Raw genomic sequence first — 18,025 nt, forward strand, 5'->3', positions numbered from 1 at the left:
GTGAGTGAGCGACGATGACAGGTCATGCGCGCACCAGGGACCGGGCACCCGAGCAGGCGGCGCCTCATCCGCGGACGCCGCCGGCTCCGGCCGCGACCGACGGCACGGCCGCAGCGGACGCCCACGAGCCGGAGTGCCAGCCCGTCCGGCCGATGCGGCGCGACGCCGCCCGCAACCACCAGCTGGTGGTGGAGGCGGCGCGCGAGGTCTTCTCGGAGTTCGGCACCGACGCCAGCATGGAGCTCATCGCCTCCCGCGCCGGCGTCGGCGTCGGCACCGTCTACCGGCGCTTCCCCAACAAGGAGGCGCTGGTCGACGAGATCGCCGGGCTCATGCTCAGGGAGCTCACCGAGGTCGCGGCCCGCTCGCTGACGCTGCCGGACGGGGCGGGACTGGAGGCGTTCCTGCGGGTCATCGGCCGCTCGCTGAGCGAGCACCGCGGCTACGCCGACAAGCTCGTCGGCCACAAGGCCTCCTGCGTGGAGGTGCTGCGCGACCGGATCACCGAGCTGCTGGTCCAGGCGCAGCAGGCGGGCCGGGTCGCGGCGGGCGTCGAGCTGGGGGACGTGATGGCGCTCATCTGGGGCCTGCGCGGCATCGTCGAGACCGGCGGCACCGTCGTGCCGGACGCCTGGCGGCGGCATCTGGACATCCAGCTCGCGGGCCTGCGCTCGGTGACCGTCCCGCAGGACAGCCCACCCGCGGCCACCCGCGAGCAGTTGCGCAGGATCGGCACCGCGACGGCGGACGCCCGGCACCGGGCGGCGCACCCGCACGGCTGACGGGCCCGGGGCGCGCACCCGCACGGCCGGCGGGAAGCGGCGGCCGTATACGAAAAGTGGGCCGTACAAGGGCCCGAGGCGCCACGGCCGGGCCCCAGGCACACGAGAGCGGCACGCCGGGGACGGCGTGCCGCGGGGTGTGCGGGGGCGGCGGTCAGCCCTGGCGGGCCTTCATCCGCGGGTCCTTGCGGTTGATCACGTAGACCTTGCCGCGGCGGCGGACGATCTGGGCGCCCGGCCGGTTCTTCAGCGACCGCAGCGAATTGCGTACCTTCATTTTCCGGCCTTTCTCCTCGTATGCCGGCCAGCCGGTCATACTTTGTCGTGCACGCACCACAACGGCGGCGGTCCCGCGTTCATTCCGCGCGGCGCCCGCGCGCACGGAGGGCAGGTATGAGCCAGGATTCCGCAGCCGGGGACGACGACTTCTCCCCCGGTTACTCCAGCCCCGACTTCTCCAGTCCGGACTTCACCGGCCCGGACGACACGATCGGCGACTTCAAGGTGCCGGACTTCACCGTCCCGCCCTTCGAGGGCCCCGACTACGAGGCCGAGGACGCCGACGACCTCGTTCCCGAGGAGGCCGGATTCTCCCGGCCCGGTTACTCCAGCCCCGACTTCAGCTCGCCGGACGACGAGCCCGGCACCGGACGGGAGGACTGACCCCGTCCGCGCCGCGGCGGCCCCTGCTCCAGGGCCGCGGCCGCGGCGCGGACGACCGCCGCGGTGAGCGCGGCCAGCGGCGGCGAGTCGAGCTTCCACTGCTGCCAGTACAGCGGTACGTCCACCGGCCGCTCCGGCGCCAGCCCGGTCAGCGCCCCCGCGGCCACGTACGGCGCGGCCTGCCCGTCGGGGATCGCGCCCCAGCCGAGCCCGGCGGCGACCGCGGCGACGAAGGACTCCGACGCGGGCACGTAGGTACGCAGCTGCCCCGAGGTGCGGCGGCCGGGTGCGAGACCGCGCAGGAAGGCGTCCTGGATGTCGTCCTTGCGGTCGAAGACGATCATGGGCGCGGCGGGCAGCGTCACGGCGAGCGGGCCGTCCGCGAGATGCCGGGCGGCGAAGGCCGGGGCGGCGTAGGCGCGGTAGGTCATCCGGCCGAGCGGGCGCACCGAGCAGCCCTGCACCGGCTCCGGCGACGAGGTGACGGCGGCCATCACGCGGCCCTGCCGCAGCAGCAGCGCGGTGTGGTCCTGGTCGTCGCGGTGCAGGTCGAAGCAGACGTCCGCGGTGGCCGCGGCCTCGGCGAGCGCGGGCAGGAACCAGGTGGCGAGCGAGTCGGAGTTGACCGCGACCGGCAGCGTCGCGGGCCCGGTCGCACCGGCCAGCCCGAGTTCCGCGCCCGCGTCCTGCTCCAGCCGGGCGAGCTGCCGCCCGAAACGGACCACGACCTCGCCGGACGGCGTGGGGCGCACTGGCTTGGAGCGCAGCAGCAGCACACGGCCCGTGCGCTGTTCGAGCGCCTTGACGCGCTGGCTCACCGCCGACGGCGTGACGTGCAGCCGCTCGGCCGCCGCCTCGAAAGTGCCCTCGTCGACGGCTGCGAGCAGAGTGCGTACCTGGTCCAGCGGAAGTCCGTCCGTCATCACATTCGCTAATCTTACGTAAGAAAGCTGAGCTGGACTGTTGTCCGTCCGGCTTCCTACGCTTCGATCATGACCACCGCACTGCTCGCCGCCCTGGCCGGACTCGGCACCGGACTGTCGCTCATCGTGGCGATCGGCGCACAGAACGCGTTCGTGCTGCGGCAGGGAATACGGCGCCAGCACGTCGCCGCCGTGGTGGCGATCTGCGCGCTGTCCGACGCCGCGCTGATCTCGGCGGGCATCGGCGGCGTCGGCTCGGTGCTGCGCGCCTGGCCGTCCGCCGTCACCGCGATCGGCTGGCTCGGCGGCGCCTTCCTCGTCTCGTACGGGGTGCTGGCCGCCCGCCGCGCGCTGCGCCCGCAGGCGGCGCTGACCGCCGCCGACGGCACGGGCGGCTCACTGCGCACAGCGGTGCTCACCTGCCTGGCGATGACCTGGCTGAATCCGCACGTCTACCTCGACACCCTGCTGCTGCTCGGCTCGGTCGCCAACGGCTACGGCCACGCGCGGTGGGGCTTCGGCGTGGGCGCGGTGACCGGCAGTGTGGTGTGGTTCACCGGCCTGGGCTTCGGCGCCCGGCTGCTGGAGCGGCCCTTCTCCCGGCCCGGCTCGTGGCGGGCGCTGGACGCGGCCATAGCGTGCACGATGATCACCCTGGGCGTGCTGATGGCGGCCCGCGCCTGAACCCGTACGCCCCCGGTCCGTGAAGGCCTCCCCGGCACGGACCGGATCCGTACGCTCCCGGCCGCGAGCAGCCGTGGTGCGTGCCTGCCCCGGGCCGGACCGGCGCCGTCCCCGGCGTGCGGGTCAGGTGCGGGCCTCGGGCGGGTCGGGGCGCGGCCCGCCGTTCCGGGCGATGGGCCGGAAGCCGATGACGGCGGCGTCGTCGCGCCGGTCGGCCGCGGAGGCCAGCAGCCGGGCGCACAGCGCGGTCAGCGACAGCGCCCCGCTGCGGGCGCGCACCGCCTCCTCGGCGAGCGCCGCCATGCCCTCGCTGATGTCGGTGCCCGGCACCTCGATCAGTCCGTCGGTGTAGAGCAGCAGGGTGTCCCCGGCGGACAGCTCCTGGTGCCAGGTCCTGCGGTCCAGGGAAGGGGCCACGCACAGCGGCAGGTCCGGCCCCTCCCCCTCCAGGAAGCGCGGCGGCCCCGCGGCGGGCAGCAGCAGCGGAGGCGGGTGGCCGGCGTTGGACCAGGACGCCTGCCAGCCGCCGTCCGGGCGGGCCACGAGATGCGTGTGCACCGCGGTGACCAGCGGCGCGATGCCCAGCCCCTCCACGACCCGGTCGAGCCGGGCCAGGCTCTCGGCCGGGGTCCCGGGATGTCCCGGGTCGTAGGCGATGACCCGCAGCATGCTGCGCAGCTGGCTCATCGAGGTGGCGGCGTCCAGGTCGTGGCCCGCGATGTCGCCGATCGTGAGGGTGACCGAGCCGTCGGGCAGCAGCAGCGAGTCGTACCAGTCCCCGCCGATCTCCGCGGTGGTGCTCGCGGGCTGGTAGTGCGCGGCCAGCTCCGCGCCCGGCACCCGCGGGGTGGGCGTCAGCAGCGACCGCTGGAGGGTCAGCGCGGTGTGCCGGGTGCGCTGGAGCTCCATGGCCTGCCGCAGCGGATCGCGCACCTCGTGCAGCACGTCGCCGAGCAGCTGGAGGTCGGCGGGGCCGGGCGGCGGGCTGTCCGCGCACCCGACGGCCGCGGCGAAAGCGGCCACGGCCGCGTCGATCACGATCGGCACCAGGGCGACGCTGGTGGCCCGCGCCTCGCGCAGCCACTGCGCCGACATCTCCGCCAGTGCCCCGGCCGGGGGCTCGCCCGCGGGGAAGGTCAGCAGCCGCGGGCGGCGGCTCTCGACGACCTGCCGGGCGACCGGGCCGAGCGGCCGGGGGTCGCCGCCCAGCGCGGGCATCGCGGGCAGCCCGTCCCGCGCGGTGGCCGCCGCGCGGGAGGCGGACGGGCCGCCGCCCGGCGCCTCCTGGCCCATCCCGTGCCCCGGCAGCAGGAAGACGGTGCAGGCGTCGGCCAGCTCGGGCACCACCGCGGCGGTGACGGCGGCGAAGGCCTGCGGCACGTCGGCGGCGGCGGTCACCGTCGCCACCCGGGCCAGCAGCCGCTCGCGCAGCCGGTTGCGCCACTGGTCCTCCACGTCCGCGGTGGTCCCGATCCACTCGACGGCCACGTTGCCGCGCACGATCGGCACCGCGCGGGACTGGACATGGCGGTACGTGCCGGAGGCGGTGCGCATCCGGAAGGTGCACACGAACGTCGACGGGGTATCGGCCGCGGCCTCCCGCCAGGTGTGCACGAGGCGGTTGCGGTCGTGCGGGTGGACCGTGGCCAGCCACTCCTGGTCGATGACCGGGCGCCACGGCAGCCCGGTGAACTCCTCGAAACCGCCGACCAGCTCGGTGATCTCACCGGTCGGCTGCATCAGCCAGACGATCTGGCTGACGGCGGACATCAGCGCCTCGTAGCGCTGGAGGGCCTGGTGGCGCTGCTCGGAGAGCCGCTGGGCGCGCTCGGCCGCGGCGACCTGCGCGCTGGTGTCGATCGCGACCGCGAGCACACCCGGCCCGTGCCGGGAGACCACCGGCGAGCAGCTGTAGACGAAGTGCTGCACACCGGGCGAGCCGGGGGCGCTGCCGTCGGTGGTGCGCGGCGAGGTGACCTGGCGGGCGGTGTGGTCGCGGTAGACGTCCTCCAGCATGTCCACGAACCGGGCGGCGGCGGGCTCACCGAAGGCCTCACGGGCCGGGGCGCCGAGCCGGCGCGGCCCGAAGAGCCCGTGGAAGGCGGCGTTGTAGTAGACGAGCAGGTGCTCGGGCCCGGCCGTGATGGCCACGGGCACGATGGCGCTGTCGAACACTTCCGGTTCGAGTTCGGGCATGCCCGTGTCCTGGCCGCTGCGGCTCATCCTCCGATCATCCCGCGGAGCACGCGCCGGGGCGCGCCGAGCCACCCACGGGGCCCGGCCCCTCGGCCGCGGCCCGAGTCTCCCGTCGGTCTGCCCGGCCAGGAACCGGACCCCCAGCCGGACGCACGGGACCGGGGGCGCGGGCCCGGGAGAGCGCTCCCCCGGGTGGTCGGACGGCGGCTCCGGCCCTCTCCCGCCCCCGGCAGGGGCGTCGCTCATGCCGAGGCGCGCAGCACCAGGCGGGTCGGGGTGATGATCGGCGAGGCGGCGGTGCCGTCCGGGCTGTCCTGGAGTTCCAGGGTGCGCAGCAGCAGCTGGGCCATGAGGCGGCCCATCTCCTCGATGTCCTGCCGGACGGTGGTGAGCGGCGGGTCGGTCCACTCGGCGACCGAGACCATGTCGTCGAAGCCCACCACCGCGACGTCCTCCGGCACCCGCAGCCCGCGCGACCGCAGCACCCGCAGCGCGCCCGAGGCCATGACGTCGGAGGCGGCGAAGACGCCGTCGAGGTCGGGAGAGCGCTCCAGCAGCTGCTCCATGGCGCGGGCGCCGCCCTCGGGCGTGAAGTCGCCCTCGGCGATCATCGCGGGCCCGGCGTCGGGGGCCACGTCGCGGAAGCCGTCGAGGCGGTCGACGGAGGCGGGCTGGTCGAGCGGCCCGGCTATGTGCCCGATGCGCCGCCGGCCGATCGCGAGCAGCCGCCGTACCGCGTCCCGCGCGCCGCCGCGGTTGTCGCAGTCGACGTAGAGGGTGCGGCGCCGCGCGTCGGTGTCGGGCCAGGTGGGGCGGCCGCCGATGACGGTGGGGACGCCCGCCTTGCGGGCGAGGGCGGGCAGCGAGTCGTCGGCGTGCAGCGAGAAGATCAGCGCGCCGTCCACGTGCCCGCCGGTCAGGTAGCGGCCGACCCGCTCCCGGTCGGTGGCTCCGCCGGTCAGCAGCAGCAACAGCTGGTTGTCGTGCGCGGACAGCTCACGGCTGATGCCGCGCACCTGCTGGGCGAAGAACGGATCGGTGAAGAACCGCGACTCCGGCTCGGCGACCACCACCGCGATGGCCCCGTTGCGCCGTGTCACCAGGGTGCGGGCGGCCTGGTTGGGTACGTAGCCCAGCTCCTCGACCGCGGCGCGGACCCGCTCGGCGAGCGGGCTGCGCACCCCCGCTCCCCCGTTGACCACCCGGGAGACCGTGGCCCGCGACACCCCGGCCCTGGCCGCGACGGCTTCCAGCGTGGGGCGGGCGGCGGGGGGCGGCTCGGACAACGGGGGGACTCCTTCGCGCGGTGGGGCGGCGGGACTGCGGAACTGCGGGGCCGGGGAACGGGCAACCGGGGCGGGGTGGGGTGGGGGAGGGCCGCGGACGGCGGGACGGCAGGGGGCACGTGCGGGAGCACGACACGCACGGGCGGTGCGCCGACGGCCGGGCAGGGCCACAGCGTATCGGGTCGTGACCCCCTGTGAGAGCGCTCTCCCAAGAGATGCCCCGGCGTCCGCGCATGACCTCCGGCGGACCGGGCAGCCGCCCGGAAGAGGAGACCGGGCCGGTCCCGGCCGTCGCCGCCGGGTGCCACCGGCCCCGGCAGCGGCCGCAACCGGCCCGGCACGAGCAAGGACGCCCAGGACAGCGGGGGGAGCAAGGGACCGTATCCATGACGCACATCCCCAGCCTCACTCTCAACAACGGCACCTCGATACCCCAACTCGGCTTCGGGGTCTTCCAGATCCCGCCCGACGACACCCGGCAAGCGGTGCTCACCGCCTTGGAGAGCGGTTACCGGCACATCGACACGGCACAGATGTACGGCAACGAGCGGGAGGTCGGCACCGCCGTGCGGGAGTCCGGGCTCGCCCGCGGCGACGTCTTCGTCACCAGCAAGCTCAACAACGGCTACCACGCCCATGACGCGGCCCTGACCGCCTTCGGCCGCTCCCTGGACGACCTCGGGTTCGACTACCTGGACCTCTTCCTGATCCACTGGCCGCTGCCCGGCATCGGCGACTTCACCGAGACCTGGCACGCGCTGGAGGAGATCTACGCCTCGGGCCGCGCCAAGGCCATCGGCGTGTCCAACTTCAACCCGCACCACCTGGAGCGGCTGGCGCAGAGTTCCTCCACCGTCCCGGCGGTCAACCAGATCGAGATCCACCCCTATCTGACCCAGGACGACGTCCGCGCCTACGACACCGACCACGGCATCGCGACCGAGGCATGGTCGCCCATCGCCCAGGGCAAGGTGCTCGGCGACCCGGTGATCACGGCGATAGCCGAGCGGCTGGAGCGCACACCCGCGCAGGTGACGCTGCGCTGGCACATCCAGCGCGGCGACATCGTCTTCCCCAAGTCGGTGACGCCGGCCCGGGTCGCGGAGAACTCCCGGATCTTCGACTTCGACCTGACCCCTGACGACATGGCGGCGATCAGCGCCCTGGACCGCGACGAGCGCACCGGCCCGGACCCGGACACCTTCAACTGGGTGCCCGACGACTGACGCCCCGCCACGTCGCGGAGCGGAGTCCGCCCGCCGGGAGCGCCGTTCAGGCCCCGGCGGGCGGCGGCTCGCCGGAGCCGCGGATCACGAACCGGGTCAGCAGCACGACCGAGCGCGGCGCCGAACGGTCCCCGGCGATACGCGAGAAGAGCAGGTTGGCGGCGGTGCCGCCGAGGGCGACCGGGTCCTGGCTGACGACGGTCAGCGGCGGGGTCAGCCGCTCGGCGAGCGGCAGGTCGTCAAAGCCGACCAGGGCGAGCGGCGCCGGGTGGCCGAGGGCGTCCAGGACGCCGAGGGTGATCACGTCGTTGCTGGTGAAGACGGCGGTCGGCGGATCGGGCAGGGTGCGCAGGGCGGCGAGCGCGGCGCGTGCCTGCGGCTGCGAGCGCAGTTCGTGGCGGACGAGAGCGGGGTCCTCGGGTATGCCGTGGGCGGCGAGCGCGTCGCGGTAGCCGGCGTGCCGCTCGGCCTGGGTCCAGATGTCGTAGCGGTCGCCGAGGTAGGCGATACGGGTGTGGCCGTGGCCGAGCAGGTGGGTGACGGCGCGTCCGGCGGCGGCCCGGTTGTCGACGGTGACGGTGTCGACGGCGAGCCCCCTGGCGGGCCGGTCGACGCACACCACCTGGGTGCCGCCGTCCATCGGGCGTTTGAGGAAGGCGTGGCTGCCGCTGGTGGGGACCAGTATCAGGCCGTCCACCTGGCGGGCGGTGAAGGCGGCGATGACCTCGCGCTCGCGCTGCGGCTCGTCGTTGGTGCTGCCGACCAGGACGACATGGCCGCGGCGGTGGGCCTCGTCCTCGACCGAGCGGGCCATCAGGGCGTAGAAGGGGTTGGCGAGGTCGTCGACGACCAGGCCGATGGTGGAGGTGCCGAGGTTCTTCTGGCGCAGGCTGCGGGCGTTGTCGTTGCGCTGGTAGCCGAGCCTGCGCACCGCCTGGCCGACGCGGGCGGCGGTCTCGGGGGCGACGCCGGGCGCGCCGGACACCACCCGGGAGACCGTCATGGGGCTCACGCCGGCCGCGCGGGCGACGTCCTTCATGGTCGGACGGTTCACGGGCCTCCTCGTCGCTGTGCCGGCCGGCTGGTGCGTCGATGATGGCAGGGCCGCCGCCGTGTGCCGCGGCCGGGCCCGCCCGGACGGCCCGCCGTTCCCCGGCGGCCCGGCCCCGTGCGGGCCGCCGGTGCGGAGTCGGCGTCAGCAGGCCGCCTGGTAGTAGTACTTCTTGATGTCGGGCTGGTTCATGTTGGCCTTGGTGATGGCGACCATGTCCGTGCCGATGTGCTGGGTGACCTGCTTCTTGTCGATCGCGGCGAGCGCCTGGTCGACGCCCTGCCGGCCGATGGCGCCGGGGTCCTGGGCGACCAGCACGTCGAGCGTGCCGTTGGTCAGCGCGGTGATCTCGTCCGGCTCGGCGTCAAAGGCGGCGACCTTGACCTTGCCCTGCTTGCCCGCCGCCTGGAGGCCGGTGGAGATGCCCTGGGCGGTGTTGGTGTTGCCGGCGAAGACCCCGGCCAGGTCGGGGTGGGCGGCGAGGGTGGACTGGATCTGCGAGGCGGCGGTCGCGGGCAGGTCGTTGTCGTAGAGCACCGGGAGCAGGGTGATGTTCGGGTGGTTCTGCTTCATCTCGTCGGTGAAGCCCTTGATACGGGCGTCGGTGGTGGACACCCCGGGCTTGACGCTGATGACGATCGCCGAGCCCTTGTCGCCCATGAGCTGGGCGAGCGCCTTGGCGGCGGTGCGGCCGCCCGCCTCGTTGTCGGAGGAGATGCGGGAGACGCCGACGGAGGAGTCGCTGACGTCGGTGTCGACCAGCACGATCTTGGTCCCGGCCCCCTGCATCTGCTGGAGCGCCGGGGTCAGGGCGGCGGTGTCGACCGGGGAGATGAGCAGGCCGTCGGGGTGCGTCGCGGCGACGGAGTCGATGATGGGGCGCTGCACGGACACGTCCCACTGCGCGGAGCCGTTGACGGTGAGCTTCACCCCGCGCTTCTTGGCCTCCTGCTGGGCCGCGCAGGACATGGTGATGTAGAAGGGGTCGCTCTTGACGCCGGTGATGAGGTCGAGGGAGTGCGAGCCCGAGCCGCCGCCGGAACCGCCGCCGCAGCCCGCGGTGGTGGCGGCGGTCAGGGCGAGCACGGCGCAGCAGCCGGCGATCCGGACGGTTCTTCTGGACGGGCGGAGGGACTGGCGCATGGCGGGCGGCCTTTCGTGGGTACGAGGGTGGGCCTTGCGAGGGGGCGCGCGGGGCGCGGGCGGCGCGGGTGCGGCGGGCGCGCGGGTCAGCGGCGGTCGGTGCCGCGGCGGCGGAGCTGGTCCACGTAGACGGCGGCGACGAGGACGACACCGATGGCGACGTCCTGCCAGTACTGCTGGACGCCCATGATGATCAGCCCGGTGCTGAGCACCGCGGGGATGAAGACGCCGATGACGGTGCCGAGCACGGAGCCGCGGCCGCCGAAGAGGCTGGCGCCGCCCAGCACGACGGCGGTGATGACCTTGAGGTTGTCGGTGGAGTGCCCGGCGATGGAGGTGCTGCCGAAGTAGGCCAGCCACATCACGCTGCCGAGGCCGGACAGCAGTCCGACCAGGGCGTAGACCTTGACCAGGTGCGCGTCGACGTCGATGCCGACGCGCCGGGCGGATTCCGGGTTTGAGCCGATGGCGTAGGTGTAGCGGCCGAAGCGGGTGAAGGCCAGGACGAGGCCGAAGACCACGGTGGTGGCGAAGGCGATGACGACCAGCCAGGGGATCTGGCCGAAGAGCTTGCCGAAGCCGATGGTCCGCTGGAGCCTGCCGGAGACGGCCCCGGCCGGGTCCTGGCCGCCGGTGATGATCTGGGCGACGCCGAGGGCGGCGCCGAAGCCGCCGAGCGTGACGATGAGCGGCGGGACCTTCGCCTTGGCGACCAGCCAGCCCTGCAGCGCGCCCCAGACCAGGCCGGTGGCGAGCGCGATGAGGGTGCTGACGGCGATGGTCCCCCAGCCGGCGTTCGCACCGCCGTGGTGGATGGTGTATTCGGCGGACAGCACGGCGGAGAGCACCAGCACCGAGCCGACGGACAGGTCGATGCCGGCGACGATGACGACGTAGGTCATGCCGACGCCGAGCACCAGGTAGATGGCGGCGTTGGTGGCGATCTGGGTGATGTCGTAGCGGGTCAGGAAGGTGCTGGGCCGGGCGGCGGTGAAGAAGGCGACGAGCAGCGCGAGCACCCCGAAGGTCCAGGACTCGTTGGCGCGCGCCAGCCGCGCCAGCCACGGGGGCACGGCGGGGCGGCGGCGGGCGGCGGGCCGCTGCTCGTCCTTGCGCTGGGCGGGGGCCTGGGCGGTCACCGGGGGCCGTCCTCTCCGCGGTCGGCGGCGGGGCCGCCGGCTTCCGCGTCCAGGGCGCCGGTCATGGCGCCGACGAGGTCCTCCACGCTGGTTCCGGCGGCGGTGAAGCGGGCGACCCTGCGGCCGAGCCGCAGCACCTCGACCCGGTCGGCGACGGACAGCACTTCGGGCATGTTGTGGCTGATCAGCACGACGCAGATGCCGCGGTCGCGGACCCGCCGGACGGTGTCGAGGACGCGGCCGCGCTGGACGACGCCGAGGGCGGCGGTGGGCTCGTCCATGAAGATGATCCGGTGCGCGAAGGCGACCGCGCGGGCGACGGCGACGGACTGCCGCTGCCCGCCGGACAGGGTCGCGACGGGGGCGCCGACGTCCTTGAGGTCGACGCCGAGTTCGGCGAAGGCCGTGACGGCGGAGCGGCGCATGGCGGCGCTGTCGAGGACCTTGAGCCGCCCGAGGAGGCCGCCGCGGTAGATCTCCCGGCCCAGGTGCAGGTTGGCGGCGGCGTCGAGGTCGGGGGCGAGCGCGAGGTCCTGGTAGACGGTCTCGATGCCGTGCCGGCGGGCGTCCAGCGGGCTTTCCAGCCGTACCGGGCGGCCTTCCACGAGGATCTCCCCGCTGTCCGGGGTGACGGCCCCCGACAGCGCCTTGACCAGACTGCTCTTCCCGGCCCCGTTGTCACCGATGAGGGCGACGACCTCGCCGGGGTAGGCGGTGAAGTCGGCCTCGCTGAGCGCGGTGACATGGCCGAATCTCTTGGTCAGCCGGCGTGCTTCCAGGAGCGGTTCTGCCATCGGCGGTTCCCCCAGTGTCGTGTCGCACGGCGCTTGGTAACGTTCGCAAGCGTGCCCGGATTGTGCGATCGTGATCATGACATGTCAAGGCGTCGCGCACACACCCGGTCCGTCCGCACCCCTTCGGTGGCCGATCCGCATTCCCTTCGCGGCGCCGGGTATTGACATGCCGTCAGCGGCGCCGGAAGATGCACTCCGCCTTGGTAACGTTCACATCGTCAGCGCCCCGCGGCCCGGTCATCGCCTCCGCGGGCCGCCCCCGGTGTCGGACGTCCCGCTCGTCCCCGAGCCCCCCCCACAGTGCCCAAGAGGCTGCCGGGCCGTGCGTCATCCGCGGCAGGCCGCCGCCACGAGAAGGTGGTCCTTCGTGCTCCCTCCCGTGTTCCGCAGCAGAACAGCGGGCGCCGCCGGCGCCCTGTTACTCGCCGTCCTCGGCATCGGCGGCCTCGCCGCCGCACCGGCCGCCCAGGCGGCGACCGACTACACCGGCTACGTCGACCCGTTCGTGGGCACCGACGACAGCAACGCCCCCAACCCGGTCGGCGGCGGCGCCGGCGGCAGCACCTACCCGGGCGCGGTGGCGCCGTTCGGCGGGGTGCAGTTCAGCCCCGACACCCCCACCGCCTCCCCGTCCGGCTACCGCTACTCCGACTCCTCCGTGGAGGACTTCAGCCTCACCCACTTCGACGGCGCCGGCTGCCCCAACAACGAGGACCTGCCGCTGATGCCGTTCACCGGCTCGGTCGGCACCTCCCCCGGCAGCAACTGGACGAGCTACGCGTCGCCGTACACCAAGGCCAACGAGTCGGCCTCGCCCGGCTACTACAAGAACCGGCTCGACAAGTACTCCACCAACGTCGAGCTGACCGCCACCACCCGCACCGGCATGGCGCGGCTGACGTACCCCTCGACGACCAGCGCGGGCCTGCTGGTCAACACCAGCCGCAGCGCGACCGGCAACCGCAGCGGCTCGGTGAAGATCAGCGGATCGGAGCTGACCGGCAGCATCACCGCGGGCGGCTTCTGCGGCTCGTCGAAGACCTACCAGATCTACTTCGACATCCGCTTCGACCGCGCCCCCAGCGGATACGGCACCTGGAACGGCGGTACGGTCTCGGCCGGCTCCACGTCCACCTCCGGCACCAACACCGGCGCGTACGTCACCTTCGACACCACCGGCAGCCAGACCGTGCAGGCCAAGGTCGGCCTGAGCTACGTGAGCGTGGCGAACGCCCAGGCGAACCTCACGGCCGAGAACAACGGCTGGAACTTCGACACCACGCGCGGCGCCACCTCGGCGGCGTGGAACGGCGTGCTCGGCCGCGCGCAGGTCACCGGCGGCTCCACGGAGAACCTGAAGAAGTTCTACACGGCGCTCTACCACGTCTTCCAGAGCCCGAACATCTCCAGTGACGTCAACGGCGACTACCGCGGCTTCGACGGAGCGGTGCACAACTCCTCCCGCCCGGTCTACCAGAACTACTCCGGCTGGGACATCTACCGCTCGTGGGCCGCGCTCATCGCGCTCATCGCCCCGACCGAGGCCTCCGACATCGCCAACTCGATGGTGCTGGACGGCCAGCAGGGCGGTCTGCTGCCCAAGTGGTCGCAGCAGACCAACGAGGACTTCGTGATGACCGGCGACCCCGGCCCGATCGTCGTCAGCAGCATGTACGCGTTCGGCGCACGGAACTTCGACACCTCGGCCGCGCTCACGCTGATGGAGAAGGCGTCCAACGGCGGCACCGCGCAGGGCTCGCCGATCCGCGGCAACCAGGGCCCGTACACCAGCCAGCACTACCTGACCGAGCCGTCGGACTCGCTGGAGTACAGCGCGTCGGACTTCGCGGTCGCGCAGTTCGCCAAGGCGCTGGGCAACACCTCCAGCTACAGCACCCACATGACCCGCGCCCAGTGGTGGCGCAACACCTTCGGCCCGGACTCCGGCTACATCCAGACCCGCAACTCCGACGGCAGCTGGGCCTGGCCGCTGCAGCCGGCCAGCCAGTCGAACTTCACCGAGGGCAACGCGGCGCAGTACACCTGGATGGTGCCGTACGACTACGCCGACCTGATCAACGCGATGGGCGGCCCGGCGACCGCGGCGCAGCGCCTGGACCACCACTTCACGCAGGTCAACGCGGGCCAGAGCCTGCCGTACTACTACATCGGCAACGAGCCCGAGCACGGCGTGCCGTGGGCGTACGACTTCGCCCGCGACCCGGCGGGCGCGGCGGACGCGGTGCGCAAGGTGATGACCGAGTCCTTCACCACCGGCGCGGGCGGCCTGCCCGGCAACGACGACCTCGGCGCCACCTCGGCGTGGTACGTCTGGGCGGCGCTCGGGATGTACCCGGTGACGCCCGGCGCGGACACCCTGGCCGTCAACGGCCCGCAGTTCCCCTCCGTGACGGTCAAGCGGGCGGCGGGCGACATCACCGTCAACTCCACCGGCAGCGGCGGCTACGTGCAGGGCCTGAAGGTCAACGGCACGGCCACCACGCACAACTGGCTGCGCTACCCGGACGTGTCCGGTGGCGCGACGCTCGACTACACCATGGGCGCGGCTCCGAGCGCGAGCTGGGGCACCGGCGCGGGCGACGTCCCGCCCTCCTTCCAGGACGGTGCGACGCCGATCCCGGCGGCCCCGGACACCGGCCCGGACCTGGCGCTGGGCAAGACGGCCACCGGGTCCACGCCGTGCGCGAGCACGGAAGGGGCGGACAAGGCGGTCGACGGCTCGCTGAAGAACAACAGCAAGTGGTGCTCGAAGGACGCGAACCCGACGCTGACCGTGGACCTCGGCTCGGCGCAGACGGTCGGCTCCTTCGCGGTCGAGCACGCGGGCCTCGGCGGCGAGGACACCTCGTGGAACACCGCGGCCTTCCAGATCCTCACCAGCACCGACAACAGCACCTGGTCGCTCGCGGCGAACGTCACCGGCTCGCGCGCCAGCCGCACCTTCCACGCGATCGCACCGCGGCAGGCCCGCTACGTCCGGCTGGCGATCTCGGCGCCCACCAACACCGGCGGCGACACGGCGGCGCGGATCTACGAGTTCCAGGTGTTCGGCAAGTCCGGCGGCGCCGCGGTCCCGCACGCGATCACCGGCCTGGCCGGCAAGTGCGTGGACGTCGCCAACTCCGGCACCGCCAACGGCACCCACGTCCAGCTCTACGACTGCAACGGCACCGACGCGCAGTCCTGGACCGTGGGCACCGACGGCACGGTGAAGTCCCTCGGCAAGTGCCTGGACGACGCGAGCAGCGGCACCGCCGACGGCACCCTGGTGCAGCTGTGGGACTGCAACGGCAGCAACGCCCAGAAGTGGACGGTCAGCGGCTCGCAGCTGGTGAACGCGGCGGCGAACAAGTGCCTGGACGTCCCGGGCTCGAACTCCGCCAACGGCACCCAGCTGGACGTGTGGACGTGCAACGGCGGCGCGAACCAGCAGTGGTCGGTGAGCTGACCGCCCGCTGAGGGCGGGGGCGCTCCGGCGCCCCCGCCCTCTCGTCCCGGCGCCCCCGCCGGAGCGCCCTCACCCCACCCGCTGCCCCTTCCCGAGCGCGATGACCCCGCCCGCGGAGACCGTGTAGAGCTCGCGGTCGCGGTCGGGGTTCACGCCGATCACCGCACCCGGCGGCACATCGACGTTCTTGTCCAGCACCGCCCCGCGCACGATCGCGCCGCGGCCGACCCGGACGGCGTCGTGCAGCACCGAGCCCTGCACCACCGCGCCCGCATCGACGACCACCCCGGGCGACAGCACCGAGCGGGTGACCTGCCCGCGGATCACACAGCCGGGGCTGATCACCGACTCCCCCACGATGCCGCCGGCCGCGATCTTCGCGGGCGCCAGCTGACCGGGGTGGGTGTAGATCGGCCACTTGCGGTTGTCCAGGTTGAAGGCGGGCTGGTCGGAGATGAGGTCCATATGGGCGTCGTAGTAGGCGTCCAGGGTGCCGACGTCACGCCAGTAGCCGTGGTCGCGGGGGGTCTCGCCGGGTACGTGGTTGGTGTCGAAGTCGTAGACCTGCGCGACACCCGCCGCGGTCAGCCGGGGCAGGATGCTGCCGCCCATGTCGTGCACGGACTGCGGGTCCTCGGCGTCCGCGTGCAGCGCGTCGACGAGCGTCTTGGTGGTGAAGAGGTAGTTGCCCATCGAGGCGAAGACCCGGTCCGGGTCGCCGGGCAGGCCGGGCGGGTCGGCGGGCTTCTCCAGGAAGCGCTCCACCGCGATCCCGTCCGCGGCGGGCGTGATGACCCCGAAGGACGAGGCGTCGGCGCGCGGCACCCGGATACCGGCGACGGTGACGCCCGCGCCGTGTTCCAGGTGCTGGGCGAGCATCTGCCGCGGGTCCATCCGGTAGACGTGGTCGGCGCCGAAGACGGCGATGTAGTCGGGCTGCTCGTCGTACACCAGGTTGAGCGACTGCAGGATGGCGTCCGCGCTGCCCAGGTACCAGCGCGGGCCGAGCCGCTGCTGCGCGGGCACCGGCGTGACGTAGTTGCCGAGCAGGCTGGACATCCGCCAGGTGGTGGTCACATGGCGGTCCAGCGAGTGCGACTTGTACTGCGTCAGCACGCAGATCCGCATGACCTCGCCGTTGACGAGGTTGGACAGCACGAAGTCCACCAGGCGGTACGTACCGCCGAAGGTCACCGCCGGCTTGGCGCGGTCGGCGGTCAGCGGCATCAGCCGCTTCCCGGCGCCGCCCGCCAGCACTATGCCCAGCACCGAAGGTCCACCGCGCATCGCGTCCCCCTTGGGTCGTCTTCCGCTCCGCCGCACCGCCGGGTGCTACGCGGCGTCCAGCACCTGTCCGTACAGACCGGCGGTCCGGCGGGCCACGGTGTCCCAGCCGAACTCTCCCGCCGCGCGCTCGCGTCCGGCCGCGCCGAGCGCGGCGGCCCGCGCGGGATCGGCGGTCAGCTCACCGAGCGCGGCCGCGAGGCCCGCCTCGAACTCCTCCGGCCGCTGCTCGTCGTAGGGCACCAGCAGCCCGGTGACGCCGTGCTCGACGACCTCCGGGATCCCCCCGACGGCCGAGGCGACCACCGCGGTGCCGCACGCCATCGCCTCCAGGTTGACGATGCCCAGCGGCTCGTAGACGGACGGGCACGCGAAGACAGTGGCGTGGCTGAGCAGCTGCACCACCGCGGGCCGCGGCAGCATCGCCGGGATCCAGTGCACCCCGTCGCGCACCGCGTTCAGCTCGTCGAACAGCGCCCGGAACTCCCGGTCGAGCGCGGGTGTGTCGGGCGCCCCGGCGCACAGCACGAGCTGCACCGCCGGATCCAGCGCGCGGGCGGCGCGCAGCAGGTGCGGCACACCCTTCTGCCGGGTGATGCGGCCGACGAAGAGCACGTACGGCCGGGCCGGGTCGATGCCGATCCGGCGCAGCACGTCGGTGCGCTCGTCGGGGCGGTAGGTGTCGGTGTCGATGCCGTTGCGGATGACGTGGACGCGGCCGGGGTCGAGCGCGGGGTAGCAGGACAGAATGTCGCGGCGCATCCCGTCGGACACCGCGACCACCGCGTCCGCGGACTCCATCGCGGTCCGCTCCGCCCAGCTCGACAGGGCGTACCCGCCGCCGAGCTGCTCGGCCTTCCACGGCCGCAGCGGCTCCAGGGAGTGGGCGGTGACGACGTGCGGCACCCCGTGCAGCAGCTTGCCGAGGTGCCCGGCGAGTCCGGCGTACCAGGTGTGCGAGTGCAGCAGGTCGCGGCCCTGCAGCCCGGCGGCCATGGCCAGGTCGATGCCGAAGGTGCGCAGCGCGTCGTTGGCGCCGTCCAGGGACGCGGGGGCGCGGTGCCTGACCACCCCGGCGTCCCGGTCACCTTCCAGCGCATCACCCCAGCAGTGCACCTCGACGTCGGCCAGCGCGCGCAACTGCCTGGCCAGGAACTCCACGTGCACCCCGGCACCGCCGTAGACCTCCGGCGGATACTCCCGGGTCAGCAGCCCGATCTTCACCGGTGCCCTCCCGCTCCGACACTCCTCGGCCGCGGGCCGTACGGCACCGGGCCGCGCCGCTGCGGCCCCGCCCGTGATCCGGCCCCTTCCGTGCCCTGTCCCTTCCCCGATCCGCGCCCGGTTACCGCCCGCGGGCCGACCCGTTCGCCGCCGGGCGGCGG

General features: G+C 73.5%; 15 protein-coding genes. 5 read left to right on the plus strand and 10 right to left on the minus strand.

Annotated elements, in window-relative coordinates; all coding sequences use genetic code 11:
- The first annotated feature begins 14 nt into the window (after positions 1-14).
- Entirely contained in the window at positions 15-782 is a 768-nt protein-coding gene (locus ACH4PY_RS20760) for a TetR/AcrR family transcriptional regulator (protein ID WP_398184559.1), read from the plus strand.
- 154 nt (positions 783-936) lie between these two features.
- On the opposite strand, the gene ykgO is transcribed toward ACH4PY_RS20760, so the two are convergent.
- Entirely contained in the window at positions 937-1,059 is a 123-nt protein-coding gene (gene ykgO / locus ACH4PY_RS20765) for a type B 50S ribosomal protein L36 (RefSeq protein WP_031521705.1), read from the minus strand.
- 116 nt (positions 1,060-1,175) lie between these two features.
- On the opposite strand from ykgO, the gene ACH4PY_RS20770 reads away from it, so the two are divergent.
- Positions 1,176-1,445, plus strand: coding sequence for a hypothetical protein (locus tag ACH4PY_RS20770; RefSeq protein ID WP_398184563.1), 270 nt, complete (start codon positions 1,176-1,178; stop codon positions 1,443-1,445).
- On the opposite strand, the gene ACH4PY_RS20775 is transcribed toward ACH4PY_RS20770, so the two are convergent.
- A complete protein-coding gene (locus ACH4PY_RS20775) occupies positions 1,385-2,368 on the minus strand; it encodes a LysR family transcriptional regulator ArgP (RefSeq protein ID WP_398184566.1) in 984 nt (327 codons plus the stop codon). The genes ACH4PY_RS20770 and ACH4PY_RS20775 overlap by 61 nt on opposite strands.
- A gap of 69 nt (positions 2,369-2,437) precedes the next feature.
- Between ACH4PY_RS20775 and ACH4PY_RS20780 the strand changes: the two genes are divergently transcribed.
- Positions 2,438-3,052, plus strand: a complete 615-nt coding sequence (locus ACH4PY_RS20780; RefSeq protein WP_398184569.1) for a LysE/ArgO family amino acid transporter — start codon at positions 2,438-2,440, stop codon at positions 3,050-3,052.
- Positions 3,053-3,175: 123 nt separating this feature from the next.
- Here the strand turns inward: ACH4PY_RS20780 and ACH4PY_RS20785 are convergent, their stop codons facing one another.
- Both ACH4PY_RS20785 and ACH4PY_RS20790 read right to left on the minus strand, forming a co-directional pair.
- Positions 3,176-5,275, minus strand: coding sequence for a SpoIIE family protein phosphatase (locus tag ACH4PY_RS20785; RefSeq protein WP_398184572.1), 2,100 nt, complete (start codon positions 5,273-5,275; stop codon positions 3,176-3,178).
- 215 nt (positions 5,276-5,490) lie between these two features.
- On the minus strand, positions 5,491-6,534 hold the full coding sequence (locus tag ACH4PY_RS20790; RefSeq protein ID WP_398184576.1) for a LacI family DNA-binding transcriptional regulator: 1,044 nt from the start codon (positions 6,532-6,534) through the stop codon (positions 5,491-5,493).
- A 386-nt stretch (positions 6,535-6,920) separates the two neighbouring features.
- On the opposite strand from ACH4PY_RS20790, the gene ACH4PY_RS20795 reads away from it, so the two are divergent.
- Positions 6,921-7,760, plus strand: coding sequence for an aldo/keto reductase (locus ACH4PY_RS20795; protein ID WP_398184579.1), 840 nt, complete (start codon positions 6,921-6,923; stop codon positions 7,758-7,760).
- Positions 7,761-7,806: 46 nt separating this feature from the next.
- Here the strand turns inward: ACH4PY_RS20795 and ACH4PY_RS20800 are convergent, their stop codons facing one another.
- From ACH4PY_RS20800 to ACH4PY_RS20815, 4 genes are all read right to left on the minus strand, one after another.
- Complete coding sequence (locus tag ACH4PY_RS20800) at positions 7,807-8,814, minus strand: LacI family DNA-binding transcriptional regulator (protein WP_398184582.1); 1,008 nt, start codon at positions 8,812-8,814, stop codon at positions 7,807-7,809.
- 141 nt (positions 8,815-8,955) lie between these two features.
- Complete coding sequence (locus ACH4PY_RS20805; RefSeq protein WP_398184585.1) at positions 8,956-9,954, minus strand: ABC transporter substrate-binding protein; 999 nt, start codon at positions 9,952-9,954, stop codon at positions 8,956-8,958.
- Between the two features lie 86 nt (positions 9,955-10,040).
- Positions 10,041-11,093: an ABC transporter permease gene (locus tag ACH4PY_RS20810; protein ID WP_398184588.1), complete on the minus strand. Its 1,053-nt coding sequence runs from the start codon at positions 11,091-11,093 to the stop codon at positions 10,041-10,043.
- Positions 11,090-11,887: an ATP-binding cassette domain-containing protein gene (locus tag ACH4PY_RS20815; RefSeq protein WP_398184591.1), complete on the minus strand. Its 798-nt coding sequence runs from the start codon at positions 11,885-11,887 to the stop codon at positions 11,090-11,092. Before ACH4PY_RS20815 ends, ACH4PY_RS20810 begins: the two co-directional genes overlap by 4 nt.
- 367 nt (positions 11,888-12,254) lie before the next feature.
- Here ACH4PY_RS20815 and ACH4PY_RS20820 point away from each other — a divergent pair, with 367 nt between their 5' ends.
- Positions 12,255-15,356 carry a GH92 family glycosyl hydrolase gene (locus ACH4PY_RS20820; protein ID WP_398184594.1) on the plus strand — a complete coding sequence of 1,034 codons (3,102 nt, stop codon included), beginning with the start codon at positions 12,255-12,257 and terminating at the stop codon, positions 15,354-15,356.
- A 69-nt stretch (positions 15,357-15,425) separates the two neighbouring features.
- Here ACH4PY_RS20820 and glgC read toward each other — a convergent pair whose 3' ends face one another.
- Together glgC and glgA are read right to left on the minus strand one after the other, a co-directional pair.
- Positions 15,426-16,643 carry a glucose-1-phosphate adenylyltransferase gene (gene glgC, locus ACH4PY_RS20825; RefSeq protein ID WP_398184597.1) on the minus strand — a complete coding sequence of 406 codons (1,218 nt, stop codon included), beginning with the start codon at positions 16,641-16,643 and terminating at the stop codon, positions 15,426-15,428.
- 45 nt (positions 16,644-16,688) lie between these two features.
- Entirely contained in the window at positions 16,689-17,864 is a 1,176-nt protein-coding gene (glgA, locus tag ACH4PY_RS20830) for a glycogen synthase (protein WP_398184600.1), read from the minus strand.
- Between the last annotated feature and the right edge of the window lie 161 nt (positions 17,865-18,025).

The organism is Streptomyces sp. NPDC021224 (assembly GCF_044332905.1).
GTDB lineage: Bacteria > Actinomycetota > Actinomycetes > Streptomycetales > Streptomycetaceae > Actinacidiphila.